This window comes from Polaromonas aquatica (assembly GCF_042659145.1).
Taxonomy (GTDB): Bacteria; Pseudomonadota; Gammaproteobacteria; order Burkholderiales; family Burkholderiaceae_C; genus Polaromonas; species Polaromonas aquatica.
Window position 1 is genome coordinate 49420 of sequence record NZ_JBHSRS010000082.1, and the last position, 23308, is coordinate 72727.

General features: G+C 62.2%; 21 protein-coding genes and 1 pseudogene. 15 read left to right on the forward strand and 7 right to left on the reverse strand.

The features are described 5' to 3' along the window. Positions 1-10: 10 nt before the first annotated feature. The 7 genes from ACFQND_RS18005 (at position 11) to ACFQND_RS18035 (ending at position 6539) form a co-directional block, all read left to right on the forward strand. Positions 11-1096: a DUF6352 family protein gene (locus tag ACFQND_RS18005; protein WP_371436870.1), complete on the forward strand. Its 1086-nt coding sequence runs from the start codon at positions 11-13 to the stop codon at positions 1094-1096. 176 nt (positions 1097-1272) lie between these two features. Continuing rightward, the gene (locus ACFQND_RS18010; RefSeq protein WP_371436871.1) at positions 1273-2247 is read left to right on the forward strand and encodes a Bug family tripartite tricarboxylate transporter substrate binding protein; all 975 of its coding nucleotides are present in this window, start codon (positions 1273-1275) and stop codon (positions 2245-2247) included. Positions 2248-2391: 144 nt separating this feature from the next. After that, a complete protein-coding gene (locus tag ACFQND_RS18015; RefSeq protein WP_371436872.1) occupies positions 2392-3135 on the forward strand; it encodes a GntR family transcriptional regulator in 744 nt (247 codons plus the stop codon). A gap of 49 nt (positions 3136-3184) precedes the next feature. Further along, positions 3185-4204, forward strand: a complete 1020-nt coding sequence (locus ACFQND_RS18020; protein WP_371436873.1) for a tripartite tricarboxylate transporter substrate binding protein — start codon at positions 3185-3187, stop codon at positions 4202-4204. A 7-nt stretch (positions 4205-4211) separates the two neighbouring features. After that, positions 4212-5045, forward strand: coding sequence for an amidohydrolase family protein (locus ACFQND_RS18025; protein WP_371436874.1), 834 nt, complete (start codon positions 4212-4214; stop codon positions 5043-5045). Positions 5046-5109: 64 nt separating this feature from the next. Further along, the gene (locus tag ACFQND_RS18030; RefSeq protein ID WP_293405752.1) at positions 5110-5271 is read left to right on the forward strand and encodes a hypothetical protein; all 162 of its coding nucleotides are present in this window, start codon (positions 5110-5112) and stop codon (positions 5269-5271) included. 260 nt (positions 5272-5531) lie between these two features. Continuing rightward, positions 5532-6539 carry an ABC transporter substrate-binding protein gene (locus ACFQND_RS18035; RefSeq protein WP_371436875.1) on the forward strand — a complete coding sequence of 336 codons (1008 nt, stop codon included), beginning with the start codon at positions 5532-5534 and terminating at the stop codon, positions 6537-6539. Positions 6540-6612: 73 nt separating this feature from the next. On the opposite strand, the gene ACFQND_RS18040 is transcribed toward ACFQND_RS18035, so the two are convergent. Next, on the reverse strand, positions 6613-7470 hold the full coding sequence (locus ACFQND_RS18040; RefSeq protein ID WP_371436876.1) for a thioesterase family protein: 858 nt from the start codon (positions 7468-7470) through the stop codon (positions 6613-6615). A 108-nt stretch (positions 7471-7578) separates the two neighbouring features. Continuing rightward, positions 7579-10902 (reverse strand): fused isobutyryl-CoA mutase/GTPase IcmF, encoded by a 3324-nt coding sequence (gene icmF / locus ACFQND_RS18045; RefSeq protein ID WP_371436877.1) that lies wholly within the window; start codon positions 10900-10902, stop codon positions 7579-7581. A gap of 393 nt (positions 10903-11295) precedes the next feature. On the opposite strand from icmF, the gene ACFQND_RS18050 reads away from it, so the two are divergent. The 4 genes from ACFQND_RS18050 (at position 11296) to ACFQND_RS18065 (ending at position 16205) form a co-directional block, all read left to right on the forward strand. Beyond that, positions 11296-12519: an ABC transporter substrate-binding protein gene (locus tag ACFQND_RS18050; RefSeq protein WP_371436878.1), complete on the forward strand. Its 1224-nt coding sequence runs from the start codon at positions 11296-11298 to the stop codon at positions 12517-12519. Between the two features lie 118 nt (positions 12520-12637). After that, positions 12638-13513, forward strand: a complete 876-nt coding sequence (locus ACFQND_RS18055; RefSeq protein ID WP_371436879.1) for a branched-chain amino acid ABC transporter permease — start codon at positions 12638-12640, stop codon at positions 13511-13513. Positions 13514-13536: 23 nt separating this feature from the next. Continuing rightward, on the forward strand, positions 13537-15465 hold the full coding sequence (locus ACFQND_RS18060; protein ID WP_371436880.1) for a branched-chain amino acid ABC transporter ATP-binding protein/permease: 1929 nt from the start codon (positions 13537-13539) through the stop codon (positions 15463-15465). Between the two features lie 17 nt (positions 15466-15482). Next, the gene (locus ACFQND_RS18065) at positions 15483-16205 is read left to right on the forward strand and encodes an ABC transporter ATP-binding protein (protein WP_371436881.1); all 723 of its coding nucleotides are present in this window, start codon (positions 15483-15485) and stop codon (positions 16203-16205) included. 9 nt (positions 16206-16214) lie between these two features. Here ACFQND_RS18065 and ACFQND_RS18070 read toward each other — a convergent pair whose 3' ends face one another. Genes ACFQND_RS18070 through ACFQND_RS18080 form a run of 3 tightly spaced genes read right to left on the reverse strand, consistent with a single transcriptional unit; the run spans position 16215 to position 18034 of the window. Then, the gene (locus ACFQND_RS18070; RefSeq protein WP_371436882.1) at positions 16215-17108 is read right to left on the reverse strand and encodes a PPK2 family polyphosphate kinase; all 894 of its coding nucleotides are present in this window, start codon (positions 17106-17108) and stop codon (positions 16215-16217) included. 52 nt (positions 17109-17160) lie between these two features. Continuing rightward, a complete protein-coding gene (locus ACFQND_RS18075; RefSeq protein ID WP_371436883.1) occupies positions 17161-17601 on the reverse strand; it encodes a DUF6691 family protein in 441 nt (146 codons plus the stop codon). 22 nt (positions 17602-17623) lie between these two features. Continuing rightward, a complete protein-coding gene (locus tag ACFQND_RS18080; protein WP_371436884.1) occupies positions 17624-18034 on the reverse strand; it encodes a YeeE/YedE family protein in 411 nt (136 codons plus the stop codon). A gap of 36 nt (positions 18035-18070) precedes the next feature. On the opposite strand from ACFQND_RS18080, the gene ACFQND_RS18085 reads away from it, so the two are divergent. The 4 genes and pseudogenes from ACFQND_RS18085 to cqsA all read left to right on the forward strand — a co-directional run bounded on the left by ACFQND_RS18085 (position 18071) and on the right by cqsA (position 20967). After that, positions 18071-18355: a metal-sensing transcriptional repressor gene (locus ACFQND_RS18085; protein ID WP_371436885.1), complete on the forward strand. Its 285-nt coding sequence runs from the start codon at positions 18071-18073 to the stop codon at positions 18353-18355. A 42-nt stretch (positions 18356-18397) separates the two neighbouring features. Next, positions 18398-18898, forward strand: a pseudogene (locus ACFQND_RS18090) (MBL fold metallo-hydrolase); the annotation flags it as partial. Positions 18899-19072: 174 nt separating this feature from the next. Beyond that, entirely contained in the window at positions 19073-19510 is a 438-nt protein-coding gene (locus tag ACFQND_RS18095) for a rhodanese-like domain-containing protein (RefSeq protein ID WP_371437102.1), read from the forward strand. 203 nt (positions 19511-19713) lie between these two features. Continuing rightward, the gene (cqsA, locus tag ACFQND_RS18100) at positions 19714-20967 is read left to right on the forward strand and encodes an alpha-hydroxyketone-type quorum-sensing autoinducer synthase (protein ID WP_371436886.1); all 1254 of its coding nucleotides are present in this window, start codon (positions 19714-19716) and stop codon (positions 20965-20967) included. Here cqsA and ACFQND_RS18105 read toward each other — a convergent pair. Then, entirely contained in the window at positions 20964-21956 is a 993-nt protein-coding gene (locus ACFQND_RS18105; RefSeq protein ID WP_371436887.1) for a response regulator, read from the reverse strand. The two genes, cqsA and ACFQND_RS18105, sit on opposite strands and share 4 nt — an antisense overlap. A gap of 44 nt (positions 21957-22000) precedes the next feature. Further along, positions 22001-23305, reverse strand: a complete 1305-nt coding sequence (locus ACFQND_RS18110) for a sensor histidine kinase (protein WP_377414273.1) — start codon at positions 23303-23305, stop codon at positions 22001-22003. Positions 23306-23308: the final 3 nt, after the last annotated feature.

A 23308-nucleotide genomic window follows, 5' to 3' on the forward strand; every position in this document is an offset into this window, starting at 1 on the left:
GATTGCAGCCATGCAAATTTCCCGGCCTGCTGGCGCTCCCGCCCCGTTCAAGCTCCAGCGCAACGAGCGCGGCTGGTTGCGTCCCACGGATGATTACCTGCGGCTTTTCCTGCTCAGGCCCGAGCTGGCGCCTGTTTCCGAGTCGTGTCCGGCCGAGTTAGCCCTGCACGCGGCGCTGCTGGCCAATCCCTCCGCGGTTGTCCCAGCCGCCGGTTTGCAGGCATTGCAGGACGCCGACGCGAGGGAAAGTTACACGCTGTTCTTGCGCTTTCGCGACGGCCTGCAGGCGGCTGGAACGCTGGAGGCTTATTACCTGGGCCTGTTCCCCCGGAGCGGGGAAGGCCGCATCAACATACCGCCACTGTTTATCGACATGGTGGCAGAGGCCATCACGCGCAACCTGCTGGCCGATTCCGGCGATGTTTACGAGATGCGTGCCGCGGAGATGCTGTTTCGCAGCCAGCGCATCAGCACGCAGGACGGCCAGGTGCTCAGCGGTGACCGCGACACGCTGGACATGCTCAACGAAACCGGCGGCCTGGGCGATATCGGGCGCTTTCTGGCAGAGGCCAAAGCGCCCATGCCGGACATCAACATGCGGGTGCTTTCGGATGACAATGCCCCCGATTTCCTGGCTGCCCGGGACAAGCCGGGCCAGCATTCGTTTCTGCTGGACCTGACGCATGAGGTCAGCAATGACCTGAGCCACGGCCTGGTCCTGACCATGATCCGGGCCCGTTCCGGCCTCAAGGCACTGGCGGGCGTGTTGCAAAAATGGGTGCAGCATTTCCTGGGCGTGGCCGTCAGCATCCGGCCGCTGCAAAAGATTGACGATGCGGCCTGGCGCTGGCATGTGGGCCTGGATGCTGAGGCGAGTGCCTTGCTCAACGACCTGTACGAGGGCCGGGAGGTTGAGCCCGCGCGCCTGCAGCGGCTGGTGAGCCTGTTCCGGCTGGACTTTGCCGACCCGCTGGAAATGCGCGCAGATGTGGCCGGCAAGCCGGTTTACCTGGGCCTCATGATGAACGCCGAAGGCGTGCTCAGGCTCAAGCCGCAGAACCTGCTTGTGAATCTGCCGCTGCGCCAGGCGGTGTAGCGCGGCAGGGGCTGGCCAGCCATCGCCAGACAAGAGGGCCCTGTTGCCGGATTAATTCCGGCTTGGGGTTCGCCATGCCGCCCCTTGCATAAAATGCGGGACCAATTGGTTGCAGCTTTGTGCGTGTTCATTGTGTCCACGTGACGTTTGTCGGCCACCCAGGAGACTTCTTTTATATGTTCCGGAAAATCCTTCCCCTCGCTTTCCTTGCACTTGCCGTGACCGGCGCCCAAGCGCAGTCGCCCGCCCCGGCCTACCCTTCCAAACCGATACGTTTGATCGTGCCTTTCCCCCCGGGCGGCGGCACCGACATCCTGTCGCGCCTGGTGGCCAACAAGCTGACGGAAGTGAGCAAGTGGAATGTGGTCCCCGACAACCGTGCGGGCGCCGGCGGCACCATCGGCATTGTTGAAGCCGTGCGCGCCGCGCCCACGGGCTACGACATGGTCATGGGCCAGAAAGACAACCTGGTGGTTGCGCCCTGGCTTTACAAGAAGCTGAGCTATGACCCGACCAAAGACCTGGTGGCCGTGGCCCATGTGGCTTACACCCCCGTGGTCATCGTCACCGGCGTGCAGTCGCGCTTCAAGACGCTGGCCGACGTGGTGACCGCGGCCAAGGCTGCGCCCGACACCATCACCTACGGCTCGCCCGGCAATGGCACCACCATCCACCTGGCCGGCGAGATTTTCAACAGCGCCGCCAACATCAAGCTGCGCCACGTGCCCTACAAGGGTTCCAACCCGGCCATGATGGACGTGCTGGCAGGCAATGTGGACCTGATGGTGTCGTCGCTGCCCTCGGCCATCAGCCAGATCAAGTCCGGCAAACTGCGCCCGCTGGCCGTCACCTCGGCGCGCCGCAGCACCTCGATGCCCGACATTCCGACCGTGGCCGAACTCGGCTTCAAGGACTTTGACGTCAGCACCTGGTATGGCCTGTTCATGCCTGCCGGCACGCCGAAAGAAATCGTCACCACCGTGAATGCCGAAGTCAACAAGCTGCTGGCCACGGCCGACATGAAGGCTGCCGTCCATGCGCAGGGCGCCGAGGTGCAGAACATGTCGCCCGAGCAGTTCTCAACCCTGCTGAAGACCGATTACCAGAAGTGGAAGGGTATCGTGCAGGCTTCCGGCGCAACCATCGAATAGAAGCTGACGCTGGATACGCAGGGCAGCCAGGATTGGCTGCCCTTTTTTATTTCAGAACCGTATGGCGTAAACCCTGAAGTACTTGCGGTCGAATTGATGCGATGATCTAGTCATCTATAGGACTAGATCAATTTTAGTAAATTTATGGCAGAAAGCACTCACCTGACCGTCGTACCCGTCGAACCCGGCCAGAGCCGCTACGCCGCGCTGGCCGCCGCCCTGCGTGCACGCGTGGTGGCGGGGGAATGGCCGCCGGGCAGCGCCTTGCCGGCCGAGCAGACGCTGGCTGCCGAGCATGGCGTGGCGCTGGGGACCTTGCGCCGGGCGCTGGAGCTCATGGCGGATCAAGGCCTGATCGAGCGCATTCACGGCCGCGGCACCTTTGTACGCGCCGGCATGACGGGCGCCACCATGATGCGGTTTTTCCGCTTTGGCGAGGGCACGGGTGAGGTGCCGGTCTCGCGCATCGTGTCGCGCCAGCTGCTGGTCGCTCCCGCCGAGGTGGCGCGCCGCCTGGGACTGGCGCGCGGTGACACCGCCTTGCGCCTGCTGCGTGTCCGTTCCTTTGCCGGCCAGCCCGGTGTCTACGAAGAAATCTGGCTGCCGCCAGCGCTTTTTGGCGAACTGGTGGAGAGCGATACCCAGGCGTGGGGTGATCTGCTTTACCCCCTGTTTGCCGAGCGTTGCGGGGTCCATGTGCACCGGGCCGTGGACGAGATTGCCTTTGGAGCGCTGACGGCCGCGCAGGCCAGGCACCTTGCCTTGCCGGCAGGCCACCCGTGTGCACTGGTGACCCGCAATGCCTATGACCTGGCGGGCCATTGTGTGGAGGTGCGCTTCACGCGCGGTGACGCCCACGCCTTTCACTACACCGTCACCATCACCTGAGTTTTGACGGCCTCCCGGACGACTTTTTGAAATACCGAAAGAACACAACATGATATTGACCCGAACACTCCAACACATCAAGGCGGGCAGCCTGTCGCGCCGCCAGCTTCTGCAGGCCTCGGCTGCAACTGTCGCTGCACCCTGGACACTGGCGCGCGCCGCCGGCCAGGTGGCGGGCGGCAAGACCATCACCCTGGTGGTTTCCTATGCCGCGGGCGGCGGCGCCGACCTGATGGCGCGCCTGATCGCACCGAAACTTGCCGACGCCCTGGGCCAGACCGTGGTGGTGGACAACAAGCCTGGCGCCAGCGGCCAGATCGCCGCCGGCCTGGTGGCGCGGGCCGCACCTGACGGGACCCAGTTGCTGCTTGACGCATCTTCCTTTGCGGTGAACCCGGTGCTTTTCCCCAGGCTGCCTTATGACACCGACAAGGCCTTCACCCCGCTGGCCGTGCTGGCGCTGTTTCCCAATGTGTTGGTCTGCACGCCCGGCTTTGAGGCCAAAAACGTCAAGGACCTGATCGGTATGGCCAAGGCCAGGCCGGGCCAGATCTCCTATGCATCGTCGGGCAACGGCTCGGCCCAGCACCTGGCCGGTGCGCTGTTTGAAGACCGCGCCGGTGTCAGCCTGGTGCATGTGCCCTACCGCGGCGGCGGCCCGGCCATGAACGACGTGATGGCCGGCCAGGTACCGCTGTTTTTTGCCAACGTGGCCTCATCGCTGGGGCAGATCCAGTCGGGCAGATTGCGCCCGCTGGCGGTGACCACGCGCCGCCGCACGCGTGCGTTGCCGAATATTCCCACCATGGAAGAAGCCGGTGTGCCGGCTTACGAGGTGCTGGAGTGGAATCCCGTCCTGGCACCTGCGGGAATGGATCCGGCAGTCAAGGCCACCCTGGTTGCAGCCTTGCGCAAGGCGATGGCCGACCCAGAGGTGCTGGGCCGCATACGCGCGCTGAGCGGCGAGGCCTTTCCCGACGGCCCGGATGGCCTGGTGCCGGCCTTCCTCAAGGCGCAGCAGGCGCAATGGGGGCGCATTGTGCGCGAGCGCAAGATCACCGCAGGGTAAAACGCAGGTGGATTTTGCAGCGCAAGGCCGGGCCACCCCTGGCTGGGACAGCCATGTCCATGTATTCGATGGGACGGCCGCAGTGGCGCCGGGCCACTACCGGCCCGTGCACAGGCCATTGGCAGATATAGAGGCGCTGGCACGCAGCAGGGGCTTGATGCACCTGGTGCTGGTACAGCCCAGCGTCTACGGCACCGACAACACGGTGCTGCTGGATGCCCTGCGGGCCAGCCGGGGCAGGCATCGTGGTGTGGTGGTGCTCGGGCCGTCGGTCAGTGACGCGGCGCTGCAGGAGATGCACGCGCTGGGCGTGCGGGGCGTGCGTTTTAACCTGGTCTCACCCGTGGGCAGTGGCGGTGCTGCTGATACGTCCGTAACTTTCCTGGATCTGGCGCCGCGTTTGCGAGCTTTGGGCTGGCACGTGCAGTGGTATCCCCGCCCGCAGGACCTGCCCGTCATTTCGGCCCTGCACGCCAGCAGCGCGGCGAGCGGTATCCCTGCCGTGCTTGACCACCTTGCCGGGATGCATGCAGGCCTGCCTGCCGATGACGCTGCCTGGTGGGCCCTGGCGGATCTCGCGCAGTTTGGCGCCTGGGTCAAGCTGTCGGGCTGGTACAGGCTCCAGGCCGCCGCACCTTACGAGGCGCTGGACAACAACATCCGCAAGGTCGCCTCGCTGTTTGACGGGCGAATGGTCTGGGGTTCGGACTGGCCGCACACCTCCTTTGCACCTTCCGCCCTGCCGGCCTATGCCGGCATGTTTGAGCCTGTCCTGCGGGCCTTGCCTGGCCGGCAGGCAGAACAAGCCTGGGGCGATGCACCTGCCCGTCTGTACGCCTGACACGGCAGTTGGCGGCCAGTGGCTTAAAATCACCCGTTCAGCCATTTTTAACCCGGAGTCTTCCATGTCCAAGAAAATCAGAGTCGAAGCCGACATCTGCGCCCCCAAGCCAGTCCCGCCAAAGGGCTACACCATCACGACTGGTCGCGGCCAGAAGATCAGCCTGGAGCGCGGCTCGCATACCCGCAGCAAAAAGAACCCAGGCAAGCGCCCACACCAGGGCTGAGCCGGTTTCTGCTGATACGGCCCCGTGGGGCTTGCATTCATGAAAAAAGCGCCCTGGAGGCGCTTTTTTTTATGCCAAATAGGCCTGTGGCCCCGCAGGAATGCGCGCAGCCAGCTATGAAAAATATAGCAAGTTATGCTGGTTTCACATCCTTTGACGCGGGTCCGGCTGACATCCGCGCGCCAGTTCCAGGGACTCTTTGGCGGGAATGAATTCAGACTAAACTTTTAAGTTGTAACAACTTTTGGATAGGGGTACTTTTGACTTACGAATCTGTCACCCGGCCTGTGCTCAACCGCAAGCAGTTTCTGCTGGCCGGTCTGCTCGCTCCCCTGGCCGCCTCTGTTCCGCGCCGCGCCCGCGCTGCCGAACGTATCCGTTATGCATTGCCTGCGCCGGCGTTCCTGCCGGCCTTTACACCCATCAACCTGGCCCAGATCAAGGGTTATTACGCCGAGGAGGGGCTGGAGGTTGATTTCCAGACCGTGGCAGGCGGTACCGAAGTCGCCAAGCGCGTCGCGGCCGGCGAGTTCGACCTGGGCGGCGGCACCGGTGATACACCTATCCTGGTTCGCCCGCGCGGCATGGCCGTCAAGACGATTGCCGTGCTGGGCGGCAAGTCCCTGACACAGATCATGACCCGGCGTGACAGCGCCATCTACTCGCCCGAGAATTTCCGCGGCAAGACCATCACCGTGGTTTCAAACACGGACACCACCTATTTCACGCTGCTGGGTTTCCTGTCGTCCATCGGCGTGCGGCCCGATGAACTCAAAATCGTTCCGGCCGGGCCCACGGGCGTCTATCAAATGCTGATCGACGGCAAGGCCGATGCCATGGCCGGCGTGCCGGACTGGGTGGTGCCGGTGCAGCGCAGCGGCATCAAGACCATGGTTTTCCGCTCCGACGAATTTTTCCCCAGCATGGCGCAGGCCATGATCAGCGCCGACCAGACCATTGCCGCGCGGCCAAAGGCGCTGCGGGCCTTTGTGCGTGCCACCTTGCGCGGCCTGGCCGACACCATTGCCGCACCCGACGCCGCTGCCGCAGCCATCACCGCGAAGTTTCCGCAGCACAAGGGCAAGGAAGAGCTCGTGCGCGACATCGTGCGCTACTACGCATCCTTCGTTTACCCCGGGCAGCGTACGCCGGGCGAGATCAACACCTTCCGCATGCAGAAGGTGCAAACCTTCTACCGTGAGCGCAACATCGTCGAGCGCGACACGCCGCTCAAGGACCTGTCCACGGACCAGTTCCTGACCGGCTAATCTGCCGTTCCGCAGATTCCTGCGCAAAGTCTTTGATGCGGGTGGAGTCAGCGGTGGCGGCCCAGGCAGGGAGTCAGCCCGCCTTCGCCGCTGCGGACGGTGCCGCGCTGCGCTCGCGCAGCACCAGCGACTGGATGGCGACGCCGACGGGACCATGCACGTCGTACAGGCGTGTCAGCGTGGTGCCCGCGCCGCTGGCAGCGGCCTGGGTTTCCGCAAGCAGGCCGACCCACTCGCCCTTTGGCGGGCGGTGCAGGTGCAGGCTAAGGTCTGCATTTGCAAAAAGGTAGCGGTCAGCGGGCAACACCCAGCTCAGGCCGTTGCCAAAATCGGCTGCGGCAGCGGCCAGCATCGCGGGTGAGGTGGGTTGGCCCTGCACCATCGGAACTTTCAGGCGAAACCAGGCGGCGGCCGGCCCCGGACGGTTCATGTCCCCTTGTGCCAGGAGACGTTCCATGGCCGACTCATAGAAGGAAACACCGGGAGGCAGGCCGGGAATAAACAGCTGCTCGCTGCATTCGGAAGGGCCGGGCAGCAGTTGCGCCGGAGACCACCCCGGCAGATCGGCAGGAAGTGCAAGCGGCTGTCCGCGCAGCAAAAGCGCGTGCGCCCTGGCCACCAACACACCGTCTGCGTACAGGCCAATCGTCATGCGCGTGGTGGAACGTCCGGGATGGTTTTCGTGCTGCACCGTCAAGGGCGCCACGGGCACGGGCTTGATCAGCTCGATGCTCAGGCGCGTGAGTTGCCACCCCGGCTCGGGCAAGGCTTTCTCAGCCAGGTATGCGAACAAGGCACTGGGTGCGCCGCCGTGCTGCGCGCGCGGATCCCAGGGGCCGCGCGACAACACACTGGGCAGCCACACCGCGCCATCTTGTGCAAACACGGCGGTGGGCAGGGACGGTTCTACGGAGGCCTGGCCAGGGGTCATGGTGATCCTTGTGAGGGTGTCGGTGGCGCGGCTTGCATCCGGCCGGCGCCACAGCGCTCATGGTATTGCGCGCCGCGCCGCGGTGCCAGGTGGCCGCCGTTGTATCGACTACATGTTCCGGCGATACTGCCCGCCCACCTCAAACAGCGCGTTGGTGATCTGGCCCAGCGAGCAGACGCGCACTGCGTCCATCAGCACTTCGAACACGTTGAGGTTTTCAATCACCGCCTGCTGCAGGCGCTTGAGCATGGCGGGTGACTCGGCTGCGTGGCGCTTGTGGAAGTCTTCCAGTCGCTTGAGCTGGTTCTGCTTTTCTTCATCTGTGGAGCGCGCCAGCTCCAGCTTGTCCTGCACCACTTCGCCGTGCGGGTTGCGGAAGGTGTTGACGCCTATGATGGGCAGCTCGCCGGTGTGCTTGAGCATCTCGTAGTGCATGGACTCGTCCTGGATGCGGCCGCGCTGGTAGCCGGTTTCCATGGCGCCCAGCACACCGCCGCGTTCGGCGATGCGTTCGAACTCGGCCAGCACGGCTTCTTCCAGCAACTCGGTCAGTTCCTCGATGATGAAGGCGCCTTGTGAGGGGTTCTCGTTTTTCGCCAGGCCCCATTCGCGGTTGATGATGAGCTGGATCGCCATGGCGCGGCGCACCGACTCCTCGGTGGGCGTGGTGATGGCTTCGTCGAAGGCATTGGTGTGCAGGCTGTTGCAGTTGTCGTAAATCGCAATCAGCGCCTGCAGCGTGGTGCGTATGTCGTTGAACTGGATCTCCTGCGCATGCAGGCTGCGGCCTGAAGTCTGGATGTGGTATTTGAGCTTCTGGCTGCGCTCGTTGGCGCCGTATTTTTCCTTCATGGCCACGGCCCAGATGCGGCGCGCGACGCGGCCCATCACGGTGTATTCCGGGTCCATGCCGTTGCTGAAGAAGAAACTCAGGTTGGGCGCGAAGTCGTCAATGTGCATGCCGCGCGCGAGATACGCCTCCACAAAGGTGAAACCATTGGACAGCGTGAAGGCCAGCTGGCTGATGGGGTTGGCGCCGGCTTCGGCGATGTGGTAACCGCTGATGGAGACGCTGTAGAAGTTGCGCACCCGGTTGTGCACAAAATATTGCGCAATGTCGCCCATGACTTTGAGGCTGAACTCGGTCGAGAAGATGCAGGTGTTCTGGCCCTGGTCTTCCTTCAGGATGTCGGCCTGCACGGTGCCGCGCACATTCTCTTGCACCCACTCGCGGATTTTTTCGGTTTCGGTTGCAGTGGGTTCGCGGCCGTTGTCTTTTTTGAATTTTTCGAGATTCTGGTCAATCGCCGTGTTCATGAACATGGCCAGGATGGACGGCGCCGGGCCATTGATGGTCATGGATACCGATGTGGATGGGTTACACAGGTCAAAACCGTCGTACAGCACCTTCATGTCGTCCAGCGTTGCAATCGACACGCCTGAGTTGCCGACCTTGCCGTAAATGTCGGGCCGCAGGTGCGGGTCGTTGCCGTAAAGCGTGACCGAATCAAAAGCGGTGGACAGGCGCTTGGCGGCCATGCCTTCGCTGAGCAGCTTGAAACGTGTGTTGGTGCGAAAGGGATCGCCCTCGCCGGCAAACATGCGGGTCGGGTCTTCGCCCTCGCGCTTGAAGGCAAAGGTGCCGGCGGTGTAGGGGTAGCTGCCGGGCACGTTGTCCAGCATCAGCCATTTGAGGATTTCGCCGTGGTCTTCGTACTGGGGCAAGGCCACCTTGCGTATGGTTGTTCCGGAGAGCGATTTGGTGGTCAGCGCAGTGCGGATTTCCTTGTCGCGGATTTTTACTACATATTCGTCGCCGGCATAGGCCGCCTGCATGTCTGGCCATTGGGCCAGCAGTGCTTTTGCATCACCGTCCATGCGCGCCTTGCGGTGGCCGGCCAGATCAAGTGCGGCTTCGGCTGCCGGTGCGCGCTCGGGTTTGTCTATCTTGAGCATGGCCGCAGCGGCCTTGAGCTGCTGCACCTCACGCGCCAGTTGGGCCTGGGCGCGTGCGCGTTTTTTGTAGCCGCGCACGGTGTCGCTGATCTCGGCCAGGTAACGCGTGCGTGCCGCCGGCACCACCGGCGTCTGGTTGGTGCTGTGGCGCACATCAACAAGGGGCAGGGCGCCATCGCCGAGCTTGAGGCCTAGCTCAGCCAGACGCGGTTTCAGCGCCTGGTACAGCGCGGTGACACCGTCGTCGTTAAAGCGAGCAGCCATGGTTCCGAACACCGGCATCTTGTCGGTCGCGGTGGTCCAGGCTTCCTTGTTGCGCTGCACCTGTTTGGACACATCACGCAAGGCGTCGAGCGAGCCCTTGCGGTCGAACTTGTTGATGGCGATGAACTCGGCGAAGTCCAGCATGTCGATTTTTTCAAGCTGGCTGGCGGCACCGAACTCGGGTGTCATGACATACATGGGTACATCCACATGCGGCACGATGGCGGCGTCGCCCTGGCCTATGCCGGATGTTTCCACGACGATCAGATCAAACCCTGCACACTTGCAGGCGGCGATCACGTCCGGCAAGGCCTGGCTGATTTCGGAGCCGAAATCCCGGGTGGCCAGCGAACGCATGAAAACGCGTTGCCCGCTGTCGGAATTTTTCTTGCCAGCAAGGGGGACGGTCCAGGGATTGATGGCATTCATGCGTATGCGGTCGCCCAGCAGGGCGCCGCCGCTCTTGCGGCGTGACGGGTCAATACTGATGATGGCGATACGCAGCCTGTCGTTCTGGTCCAGGCGCAGGCGGCGAATCAACTCGTCAGTGAGCGAGGACTTTCCGGCGCCGCCTGTGCCGGTGATGCCCAGTACCGGTATTTTTTTGGTAGCGGCCTGCGTGCGCAGCGTCTCGACCAGCGCTGCATTGGCCTTATCGTTCTCCAGAGCCGTGATGAGTTGGGCCAGCGCGCGCCAGTTCATTTCGCCATGGCCTTCTATGGCCTTGATGTCTTTGGGCGCGAAGCTGGTCAGGTCCTTGTCGCAGCGCATGACCATCTCGCCTATCATGCCGGCCAGCCCCATCTTCTGGCCGTCTTCGGGGCTGTAGATGCGGGTGACGCCATAGGCATGCAGCTCGCGGATCTCGGGTGGCACGATAACGCCGCCGCCGCCGCCAAACACCTGTATGTGCTCGCCGCCGCGGCTCTTGAGCAAGTCGACCATGTACTTGAAGTACTCGACGTGCCCGCCCTGGTAGGAACTGATGGCAATGCCCTGAGCGTCTTCCTGCAGCGCGGCAGTGACAACTTCATCCACGCTGCGGTTGTGTCCCAGGTGAATGACTTCGGCACCCATGCTTTGCAGGATGCGCCGCATGATGTTGATGGCGGCGTCGTGTCCGTCGAACAGGCTGGCGGCCGTCACAAAACGCACCTTGTGTGTGGGACGGTAGCTGGCTAATGCTTTGTATTCTGCAGATAGATCGGTCATGTTGTTCCTGGGCTCCGGCAGCTGTCATGGGTTCAATGTCAGAACAGCATGATATTACGTTTACGTAAACGTCAACCAAAGGCCAGGCAACAAAATTCGCGCAGGCAAGGTTTTGAATAAATGATCTCGGGTAAACCCGTAGATTTTTCCGCCATGCCCTGTGCGGGTGCGCGGGACGCCGTGCGCGGGATATTTATCTGCACCATTTACAGACGGTGCAGCGGGGCAGGCCAGACATTCCTGTCTGTTTGCTGAAAACACCGAGACAACATCGGACAAGTGGGATAGATTAGATGTTCGCACCCGGGCGCCAAGATCCGGGCATGAGCGGTGCCCGGACCTGTTGGGCCGGTTGCACGTATGCAGCATGCATTTATCAACCCAGGAGACAACATGAAGATTCGATTTTCAAAACTGGCTGCGCAGGCAGCCATGGCGTCGGCAGTGTTCAGCTTCGCCGGTCTGGCCGTTGCGGCAGACCCGATCAAGATCGGTGTGGATGGCCCTTTTACGGGCGGCTCATCGTCCATGGGTGTGAGCATGCGTGATGGTGTCCGGCTGGCTGTCGATGAGATCAACAAGTCAGGTGGTGTGCTTGGCCGAAAGCTGCAGGTTGTTGAGCGCGACGACGAAGCCAAGAACGAGCGCGGCGTGCAGATCGCCCAGGAGCTTATCAACAAGGAAAAAGTCACGGCTGTAGTCGGTTATATCAACACAGGTGTAGCACTGGCGTCGCAACGCTTCTTCCAGGACGCGAAGATCCCCGTGATGAACAACGTGGCCACCGGGTCCATCGTTACGCAGCAGTTCAAGGACCAGCCTGACAACTACGTATTTCGCAACGCAGCGAACGACAGCATACAGGCCCCCATGATTGTTGAAGAAGCCATCACGCGCCGTGGTTTCAAGAAGGTCGCCATCCTGGCCGACTCAACCAACTACGGCCAGCTCGGCCGCGAGGATCTGGAAAAGGCACTTGCTGCAAAAGGCATCAAACCGGTGGCGGTCGAGAAGTTCAACATCAAGGACGTCGACATGACGGCCCAGTTGCTCAAGGCCAAGGAAGCCGGTGCCGACGCCGTGCTGACCTACGGCATCGGTCCCGAGCTGGCGCAAATCGCCAATGGCATGACGAAACTGGGCTGGAAAGTGCCCATGGTTGGCAGCTGGACACTGTCCATGGCCAATTACATAGACAATGCCGGCCCCGGCGGTGAAGGTGCGCGCATGCCGCAAACATTCATCCAGCAGCCGGATACGCCAAAACGCAAGGCGTTCATCGACGCTTACCTGAAGACCTTCAAGCCCAAGAACAACCGTATCGACTCACCTGTGTCCGCTGCCCAGGGTTATGACTCCATCTACCTGCTGGCTGCGGCCATCAAACAGGCCAACAGCACGGACGGACCGAAGATCAAGGACGCCCTTGAAAACCTGAGTGCCAAGGTGGACGGTGTCGTGACGACCTACGACAAGCCCTTCTCCAAGACCGACCACGAAGCCATCAGCGCCAACATCCCGGTGTTTGGTGAAGTCAAGCAGGGCAGGGTGGTGTATGCCTATGCAGAAGACATGAAAAAAGGCGGTGATGTGCGTGTGAAAGCCGTCAAGAAGTAAGCCAGGCGAGCCGTTGATTTGACAGACGGGCACCGCGTCGGCCATCACGGCTTTCGCGGTGCTTTTTCATATCCTGACCCTGATCTGCCCTCGGGGTCAATTTTGCGGAACTGCATCCATGGAAATCCTGCTTCAACTTGTCTACAGCGGCATCGCGCTGGGCATGATCTACGCGGTCATTGCTTTCGGCTACCAGCTGACATTCCAGACTTCGGATACCCTGAATTTCGGGCAGGGCGATGCGCTCATGCTGGGTGCCATGATCGGGCTGACATTGGTCAACCTGGGCGTGAATTACTGGCTGATGCTGCCGCTGGTGATTGTGTTCGGCCTGCTCCAGGGCGGGCTGGTGGAGCGCATAGGCGTGCGCCCGGCGATCAAGATCAAGAGCGAGTTCGGCTGGATCATGTCCACCATTGCGCTGGGTATTATTTTCAAAAATGTGGCCGAGAACGTCTGGGGTCGCGATGACCTGAAGTTCCCGTCGCCTTTGCCTGAAGCGCCGCTCAAGGTGCTTGGTGCCAATGTGTTGCCCATGGAAATCCTGGTGGTGATAGGCGCCGTGCTGATGATGCTGGCGGTGGAGTTTTTTAACCGCAAGACCATTTACGGCAAGGCCGTGGTGGCGACCTTCAATGACCGCGACGCCGCCAAGCTGATGGGCATCAATACGGGTCTGGTCATCACTTTTTCCTATGCGCTGTCATCTGCGACGGCCGCATTTGCGGGTGCCCTGATTGCACCGCTGACACTGACCGGCGCGACCATGGGCGCGGTGCTGGGCCTGAAGGCGTTTGCGGTTGCCATCATTGGCGGGCTGACCAGCGGCATGGGCATCATCGTCGGCGGCATCATTCTGGGCGTGGCCGAAACCACCACCGGGTTCTATATTTCCACCGGCTACAAGGATGTCCCAGGCCTGGTTCTGCTGTTGCTGGTGCTGGCCTTCAAGCCGGCCGGCCTGTTCGGTAAAACAGCCATCAAGAAAGTCTGAGTCCGATGCTACAAAAAAATGTCATGAAATGGGCAGCCGGGCTAGCGGCGGTCGTGCTGCTGTTTGCCTTTCCGCTGGTCTCGGGTAACCCGTATTACATCCACCTGGTCGAAACCATCATGATCTATGCGATCCTGTTATTCGGGCTTGACATCGTGGTAGGTTATACCGGCCAGGTCTCGCTGGGCCACGCCGGCCTGTTCGGCATTGGTGCCTACACGGCCGGGGTGCTGATCACGAAGTTCGGCCTCTGGGTCCTGATCACACTGCCGGCGGCCATTGGGATCACCGCAGCCTTTGGCGCCTTGCTGGCCCTGCCGGCGCTGCGTGTGACCGGTCCGTACCTGGCGATGGTGACGCTGGCCTTTGGCACCATCATCCAGATACTCATCAATGAAATGGACTGGCTGACCGGTGGGCCCATGGGCATCACCCTGACCAAGCCCAAACTGCTGGGCCACCAGCTCAATGAGACCGAGTACTACTGGTTCGTGGCCGTACTGATGCTGGCTTCGTTGCTGTTTGTGCACCGGGTGCTGCGCTCCCAACTGGGGCGCGCCTTCGAAGCCCTGCGCGGCAGCCCCGTGGCCTCGGACTGCATGGGCGTGTCGGTTTACCGCTACAAGGTCTATGCATTCGTGATCAGCGCAGGTTTTGCCGGCCTGGCGGGTGCGCTGTATGCGTATTCCGAGCAGTACATCTCGCCCAACACCTATAACTTTGAGTTGACCGTATTGTTTTTGCTGGCCGTCATCATGGGTGGCCGCAAGTCACGTTCGGGCGCGTTGCTGGGGGCTGCCATCATCGTGATTTTGCCCAAGCTGCTGGATGACCTGGATCTTTTCCGGACTGTGGCCACGGCGCTGGCTGTGCTGATGGCCATGGGGGCCGCAGTGGGTGTTTTCAGGAAAATCACCACACCCAAAGCCATGGCGATTCCGGTGGCTGGAACGATTGCGCTTGCGGGATTCTCCTTCTGGCTGGAGTCCATCACCGACTGGCGCCTGAGCATTTTCGGCTTGATGATTCTTTTTGTGGTGTATTACCTGCAGGACGGCATCGTCGGTTTTGTGCGCAGCCTGTTTGTCCGCAAGACCGTGCGTTCGGGCGCCGGTGTCATGGTGCCCGTGGATGGGGGCGAGGACGCCGTGATGACGGCCGTCAGCACAGGGCGCGCTGAAGCCGGCGGTGACCTGCTGGTGGCGCAGGGCGTGCTGATGCAGTTCGGCGGCCTCAAGGCCATCAACAATGTGGACCTGCGTGTCAGGCGCGGCACGATTCACGGCCTGATCGGGCCCAATGGCTCGGGAAAAAGCACCATGATGAATGTGCTGACCGGCATCTATGTGCCTACGGCGGGCAGCATTGACTTTGCCGGGAACCCGGTGGTGGGCCGAACCTCTTCTGATATTGCGCTGTCGGGCATCGCGCGCACCTTCCAGAATGTGCAGTTGTTCGGTGAGATGACGGCCCTGCAGAATGTGCAGGTGGGCCTGCACCATACCTTTGCCAGCAACATCCTTGATGTGTCCCTGCACACCCCGCGTTACAAGCGCGAGGAAAAGGCCGCCATCGATCGCGGCATGGGGCTGCTGCATTTTGTGGGGCTGGGCGACCTGGCAACAGAAGAAGCCCGCAACCTGCCATATGGCAAACAGCGCCTGCTGGAAATTGCACGCGCGCTGGCACTGGACCCGCAGCTGCTGCTCCTCGATGAGCCGGCGGCCGGCCTGACCGCACCGGACATCAAGGAGCTGATAACCATCATCCGCAAGATCCGCGACCACGGTATCACGGTGATCCTGATTGAGCACCACATGGATGTCGTGATGAGTATTTGCGACTCGGTGTCGGTTCTGGACTTCGGCCAGAAAATTGCCGAAGGCAAACCTGCTGAAGTGCAGGCTGATGAAAAAGTGGTCGAGGCGTATCTTGGCGGAACGGCTGCATAAGCCGGAAGGATTTCAATATGCTGAGTATTAAAAACCTCGAAGCTGGCTACGGCAAGGTGCAGGTGCTGCACGGCATTTCAATTGACGTGCCCAAGGGCAAGGTGGTCACATTGATTGGCTCCAACGGCGCCGGGAAAACCACCACCATGCGTGCCGTGTCCGGCATGATCAAGCCAACCGCCGGTGAGATCACGCTGAGCGGAAAACGTGTGGACGGCCTGGAGTCGTACACCATTGCCAAACAGGGCCTTGCGCATTCACCTGAAGGCCGGCGTGTATTTGCCACCATGTCAGTGACCGACAACCTGTTGCTGGGCGCCTTTCCGCGCCTGACGGGCAGCCGCCCCAAGGGTGATGTGGCGGGTGACCTGGAGCGCGCCATGGACCTGTTTCCACGCCTGAAGGAGCGCCGCACGCAGCTGGCCGGAACCCTCTCGGGCGGCGAGCAGCAAATGTTGGCCATGGCGCGTGCGGTCATGCTGAACCCCGAAATCGTGTTGCTCGATGAACCCTCCATGGGACTGGCCCCGATCCTGGTGGAGGAGGTGTTTCGCATCATTGCCAGCCTGAAAGCGCGGGGCGTCACCATGCTGCTGGTCGAGCAGTTTGCCGCTGCGGCGCTGAAAGTGGCGGACTACGGCTATGTGCTGGAGAACGGGCGTATCTCGGTGCACGGAGATGCGTCAAAGCTGCGCGACGACCCGGCCGTCAAGGCGGCCTACCTGGGCGGCGGCCACTGAGGCTGCTGTTCAGATGACCTTGACGCCTTCAAGCGCCGGGTCGCCGGGCGGGTAGCGCAATTCGAGCTTTTGCAGGGCATCGCGCACCAGGGTGGCAATCATCAGGTTGCGGTGCGTTTTGGAGTCGGCCGGCACCACCGTCCAGGGCGCCCACGGCGTGCTGGTGGCATTGAGCAGGTTTTCGTAGGCCTGCTGGTAGGGCTTCCACTGCTTGCGCGCATCGAGGTCGCCCATGGCGAACTTCCAGTGTTTGGCCACGTCGTCGATACGCTCCTGCAGCCGCTCGCGCTGTTCGTCAAAACTGATGTGCAGCATGAACTTGAGAATCACCGTGCCGGTCTCGCTGAGCATGCGCTCGAAATCATTGATGTGCGCATAACGCTGCGCCGTCTGCTCGGTCGTGATCCAGCCGTTGACGGGCGGCACCAGCACGTCTTCGTAGTGGCTGCGGTTGAAAATCATGATCTCGCCGGCGCCCGGCATTTGCTGGTGGATGCGCCACAGGTAGTCGTGTGCTCGTTCGTTTTCGGTGGGCGCTTTCCAGCCGACCGTGTGCACGCCAAGCGGCGTCATGCGGCTGAACACGCCGCGCAGGGTGCCGTCCTTGCCGGAGGTGTCGGTGCCCTGGAGGATCACCAGAAGCTTGTAGCGCTTGTCCGCGTAGAACAGGTTTTGCAGTACGTCGAGTTCGCCGGCCAGTACCTCCACAGCAGCCTTGTCCTGCTGTTTGTCGCCGCTGGAGAAGGGCTTGGCGGAAGGATCGAAGTCGGCCATGGTGCAGGCCCTGGCCTTGCTGCCAATGACGGGGGGCTGCCATTGCGCGGTGACTTTTGCCAGGGCTTTGGCCGTCTTGTCGGGGATGGTTTCTGGTGCGTTGGGGCTGTCAGTGCGGGTAGCGGGCATCAAGGTCTCCGATCGGCAGGTTTCACCCGATTCTGCCTCATTCAACCCTGATTTATGCAGTGAATTGCTTTGCGGCGGCCATTCCAAGCGCGAGAGAGGCTATAAAAATAATAGCGTCCATGCCGCCCGTGAGCAAGGACGCAATGGCCGGGCCAGGGCAATAGCCGACGAGGCCCCAGCCCATGCCGAACAGCACCGCGCCTGCAAGCAGCCTGGCGTCGATGTCGCGCCGGGATGGCATCTGGAACGACTCCGCCAGCCAGGGTTTCCTGCCGGGCCGCAGCGTGATGGCAAATGCCAGCAGTGTCACGCACAGCGCGCCGCCCATGACAAACGCCAGGCTGGCGTCCCATGCGCCGAAGCGCACCGGGTCCGCGATGCCTGCGACATTCAGGAACCCAATCACCTTGGCTGGTTGCGTCATGCCTGACACCACCAGCCCGGTTGCGAATAAAGCGCCTGCCAGCAATGCGGCCAGCCATTTTTTGATCATTTTGAGTCTCCGTCTTCAGGTATCAGCTGCGGTAGAGGTTGACCGCCAGAACGGTCAGTACACCGCTGCCCATGAACACCAGCGTAGCCACCAGGGACCGGGCCGATCGCCGCCCCAGCCCGCAGACACCGTGACCGCTGGTGCAGCCCGAGCCGAGCACGGTGCCAAACCCCACCAGCAGGCCCGCCACGACCAGCAGTCCCGTGGGCCGCAAGGCCGTCACGGGTGGCTGCAGGTAGACGGCCGTGGCAGCCCCGCCGAGCACCAGCCCTGCCAGAAAGGCCCAGCGCCAGCCGGTATCGCCGCTGGAGGGAGGCAGCACGCCGGCAGCGATGCCGCTGATACCGGCGATACGGCCAAGTGAAGCCAGCAGCAGCCAGCTGGCCAGGCCAATCATGATGCCGCCCAGGGCGGACTGGACAAAAGGGTGCATGGTGGGTGATAAGGAATAAAAGTCGCAGTATACTCCATGGGGTATAAATCCGAAGGCCGCACGGCCAGCTACACCATGTCACAACTTGCAGATCCCGGGAAGAAAAAAGCGCTGTGCGCGCGCCTGGCCCGCGTCGAGGGGCAGTTGCGCGGCGTCCAGCGCCTGATTGACGGCGATGCCGACTGCGAGAAGATTGCCCAGCAGTTGGCTGCTGCCCGCAAGGCGCTGGACAAGTCGTTCTTCACCATGGTGGGCTGCATGATCGAGCAGGACGACCTGTCGGGCGACCATGTGGCGCAGATGCTGGCGAAGTTCGCCTGAGCCTGTTCGTGGGCCATTTCTTGCATTTACCGGGGAATCTTCATGAAACCAATCCAGCTCTTTGATCCCGCATCCAGCACCTACACCTATGTGCTGTTTGACGAAAGTACCCGCGAGGCCCTCATCATCGATCCGGTGGATGAGCAGATAGAGCGTGACCTCGCCGTCCTGCGGCAGTACGGCCTCAAGTTGTTGTGGACGCTTGAAACTCACGCCCATGCCGACCACATCACCAGTGCCGGCCAGTTGGCCGAGCATGCCGGCGCGAAAACTGCAGTTCCGGCAGGCTGTGGCATCACGACCGCGGCGGTGCAGCTTGCCGATGGCGATGTGCTGGCCTTCGGCGGCGAGCACGTCAAGGCATTGCACACGCCGGGCCATACCGCCGGCAGCATGAGTTATTTGTGGCGGGACCATGTGTTCACCGGCGACACCTTGCTGATCAACGGTTGCGGCCGCACGGATTTCCAGTCCGGCAGTGCCGCTGCCCTCTATCGCAGCCTGACGGATGTGCTGTTTGTGCTGCCCGGCGACACGACTGTCTGGCCAGGCCATGACTACCAGGGCCGCAGCCATTCCACCATCGCTGCCGAGAAGGCTGGTAATGCCCGTGTGGCCGGCAAGACATTGGCTGAATTTGTCCAGACCATGGAAAGCCTCGGACTGCCCCGGCCGAAACGCATGGACGAAGCCGTACCCGCCAACCTGAGTTCGGGCATGCGTCACGATGCCGGCGGCGGGCCGCTGCTGCAGGCGCGCCCCGCCCAGGGTTATGCCGGCGATGTATCGCCGCAACTGGCCTGCCAGTGGTGGCAGGCCGGAGATGCGGTATTGCTTGACGTGCGCACCGATGCCGAGCGCGAGTGGGTGGGCTTTGTTCCGGGGGCTGTGCCCCTGGCCTGGAAGCAGTGGCCGGGCATGGCGCTGAATGCAGGTTTTGACGATGGTTTGAAAGCGGCAGTGCCCGCCGGGAAAAAGGCCGTGATGCTGTGCCGCAGCGGCGTGCGCTCTATCGCCGCTGCCAAACGTGCTGCCGAGCTTGGCATCGAGGCCTACAACATCCTGGAAGGCTTCGAAGGCGACCCGGACGAACATGCGCAACGCGGCCAAAAGGGCGGCTGGCGTTTGGCCGGGCTGCCGTGGCGGCAGGCCTGATTTTGTTGCGTTATTTGCACGTTTTGTAACAAATGGAGGCGCCGAAAAGGGTTTGTTGCAGTTTTTGTTAATGCCTTAGTTTGTACCAAGCAGATTAAAAGGCGGTTTTGACCTTACCCCCTGTCAATTCTGACAGGGGGTAAGAAGTATCAATCTGTTAGAGCGCTTTCAATGGTGGATTCTTTTATCAACGGAGTCACACCATGCAAGTACTTGAACGCAAAATTTCCCCTGTCGCCAAAACGCCCCGCAATCCGTCGCTTGGTAATCAACTGACCCAGCGCATCGCACGGGATTTCAAACCCCGTTGGGACCAGCAATGGGGCGGCAAATTCATGCTGCACGGCAAGGTGCCCAGCTCCGAAGCCATCCGCCTTGACGGCAACGACTACCTGAGCGTGACCGGCCATCCGCAGATCGTCCAGGCACAGGTGGATGCGCTGCGCAAGGAGCAGGAGTTTGTCGTGCAGTCCGGCGTGTTCCACCTCAACCAGCATCCGACCCGCGCGCTCGAGATGGCCCTGGCCGGCTGGGTCGGCAAGGACGACGGTTTCATCTGCCAGTCTGGTTTCTCGGCCAACGTCGGTCTGTTGCAGGCCATTGCCGATGCGCAAACTCCGGTCTATCTCGACACGCTGGCCCATGCGTCCCTGTGGGAGGGCGCGCACGCCGCGCGCGCACCGGCCTTCGCATTTCGCCACAACGACCCGGCCCACCTGGCGCGCGTGATCGCCAAAAACGGGCCGGGCATTGTGGTGGTGGATTCGGTCTACAGCACCACCGGCGCGCTTTGCCCCCTGGTGGAGATGGTCGAGGTGGCCGAGCAGGGCGGCTGCATGATCCTGGTCGATGAGTCCCATTCGCTGGGCACCCATGGTCCACAGGGTGCTGGCCTGTGCGCGGAGCTGGGCCTGTCGGACCGGGTGCATTTCATTACCGCCAGCCTGGCCAAGGCCTTTGCCGGGCGTGCCGGGTTTTTCACGGCACCGGCGCATATGCGGTACTACATTCTGTGTTCGAGTTTCCCCAATATCTTCAGCTCCAGCCTGCTGCCGCATGAAATTGCCGGGCTGGCCGCGACGCTGGAGCTGATCCGCAAAAGCGACGATGCGCGCAAGCGCCTGCATGCGCATACCCGGCGCCTGCGCGGCAGCCTGAGCGAGATGGGCTATCCGATCCACCAGGGCAGCCAGCAAATCATCGCGCTGGAGGTCGGCCTGGAGTCCGACACCATGGTGCTGCGTGACCGGCTGGAGGAGCGTAACGTGTTTTCGTCCATGTTCTGCGCCCCGGCCACAAGCAGCAGACGCGCCATGATGCGGCTCACGCTGAATGCGGGCTTGATGGATTCGGAGCTGGACCACGTGGAGGCTGCGGCGCGCGAGATAGCCCCCATCGTCAAGCCCTGGGACTGGCCGATTGCGCGCCGTGCCCGCGCCGGGCAGGCCGCAGACTAGTCCTGGTCCTGCAACTGCCGTTCGCCCCGGCTGGCGATGAAACGCTCATGGCCGGCGGCGATGCCGGGAGAAAAGCTTGCGTCGACGGGAAAAATGGCCGCGTACAGGAGATGCGGCGCAGGTCCTGCGGCAAAGGCTTCGCGTGGCTGGGGCTTGTTCCCGGCGCCTAGGGCCTGCTGCAGTTCCAGGTCAATGAGTTTTTCCCCGGACCGGATGTCCTGCACCGTGGCGGCATCCCAACCCTGGGACTCCGCCATCTCTGCGAGTTCCGGCAGGTTTTCGGCGGGCTCCAGCTGCAGCCAGCTCACGCCGGCGCTGGCGTCCAGCGCCAGCACGCCAAAGGGGGCGCCTATCACGACGTGTTCTATCCAGCCCAGCTTGCGTGCCAGGGCTTCCAGTGCTTCGGCGATGGCCGGATTGCAAAGCAGCGTGTGCTGCTCGCGCGTCAGGGTGGTGCGCCATGTCTGCTGGTGCCTGGCATCCGGGGCGCGAAGCAGGTTTTCGATGGCGTCGGTCAGGCGCTGGCGGATCTCCGGAGCCTGCTTGGGAATGAACTGTTCGATCAGGCCGCGGTTGAAGGCCGACACCGCGAGCTGTTCATCGACGCGGCCTGTCAACAGCACGCGTGCGCCCGACCAGCCCGTCAACTCGCTCAAAACCCGCAGCCCGCTCATGGCCGGCATGGAGTAATCCACAACGCAAACCTGCGTGAGTCCGAAACGCGCGCAACCGTCTTCGCGCCAGTACTGGAGGATTTGCGGAATGAGCGCGCTGCCCTCCCTCCAGCGGTTGATGATTTCCTGCTGGCGCCAGGCGTCTGCTTCCCAGAGAGGTGGCTCCGTGCGCAACTGCTCGATGCAGGCCACGGGACGGATGAACAGGCGCACATACCAGTCTGTCGGCATGACTTCGGCCAGCATTTCGAGGTAGTCCGGGTCATCATCCAGGAAAACCACACCCCCGGGGCGACGGTAGAGTGCAAAAGACATGATGGGCGGTCTAATGAGGGTTGTCAAAATCAGCCGTGTGTACGCTAGCCGCCGGCAATCGGCAGCTCGATGGTGAAAATGGCACCGATGGCATATTCAGATTTCACCTGCAGGGTACCGCCTGCACTGTGCACCACTTGCTGGCAAAAAGCCAGACCAAGGCCGTGTCCGGTGCCCCGGCTGCTGGAAAAGAAAGGTTTGAAGATATGCGGCAGCAAGGCGGCTTCAATCCCCATGCCGTCGTCGATGACGGAAATCCGCCCGCGGTCACGCTGCATGCCGACTTCAATGCGCAGCGCTCCATGGGGGTATTTGGAGTCGGCGGCCATCAGCGAGTGCAGCGCGTTCTTGATCAGGTTGTCCAGCACCTGTGCGAACTGCCTGGACGAGGACTGGAAAATGAAGTCGCTCTGAAGGTGCACCCGCACACATTCCCGCTGGCGGCTCGACTGGTAGGGGTAGGCCGCGACGACATCGTTGACCAGCCCGATGGCCGACACCATCTCCGTGTGTTCGGGCAACTGCAGCAGCTTGGCATTGGCGATCTGTGTGTCGATCTGGTGGTTCATGTTGCGCACCAGCGTGTGCAGGCGCAAAGCAAGCTTTTCCATTTGCGGCGCCCTGGGGTTGTTGGGCTGGCGCTGCACTTCCATCTTGATGGCGTCGCCCAGCAGGTCTGCCGTGGACAGGGGCGTGCGCAGCTCATGCGCCATGATGCCTATGGTCGTGAGGGTGTTGGCGAGCTGTGTCCGCCGCAGGTTGGCCGACGACAGGCTGAGCACCAGGGCGATGGACCAGGCAAAGGCAAATACCACGGCATGGACTGCGCGCTGGTCTTGGGGCAGCGGCGGGACCGTCGGCCCAAAGAGCAGGAACAGGCCCCAGGCCAGCAGGCCGCCCGTGATGGTGCCCAGCGTGGCAAGCCGCCAGTCGGTGACATGGTAGTAAATTAGTACCATTGCCGCCATCGTGGCCAGCCACACCGTATTGCCGCTGTTGCACAGGTACATCCAGGTAAACAAGACCGGCAGTTCGAGCCAGAACACCAGGCCAAAAACCCTTTGCGTCAGGCGGCTGCCGGGGTCGTGGTTGACACGGCGCGTCATCAGGCTATAACCCAGCAGGCTGGCCATGACCCTTAGCGGCAGGTTTTCATACGGTTGCGGCAGCCAGCTTGACCATATCCATGCAAACAGGGCATTGCCCGAGAAAAAAGACAGGCCCAACCACCACAGGCGCCGCGGGGATGGATGCAAAATGGGTTCCAGTGGAGCGAGAAGCAGTTCCTCGCGCAGCCACTGCAGCGAGGGACGCTGTGCGAGCCAGACACTGAAGCGGGCGCTTTTCAATTT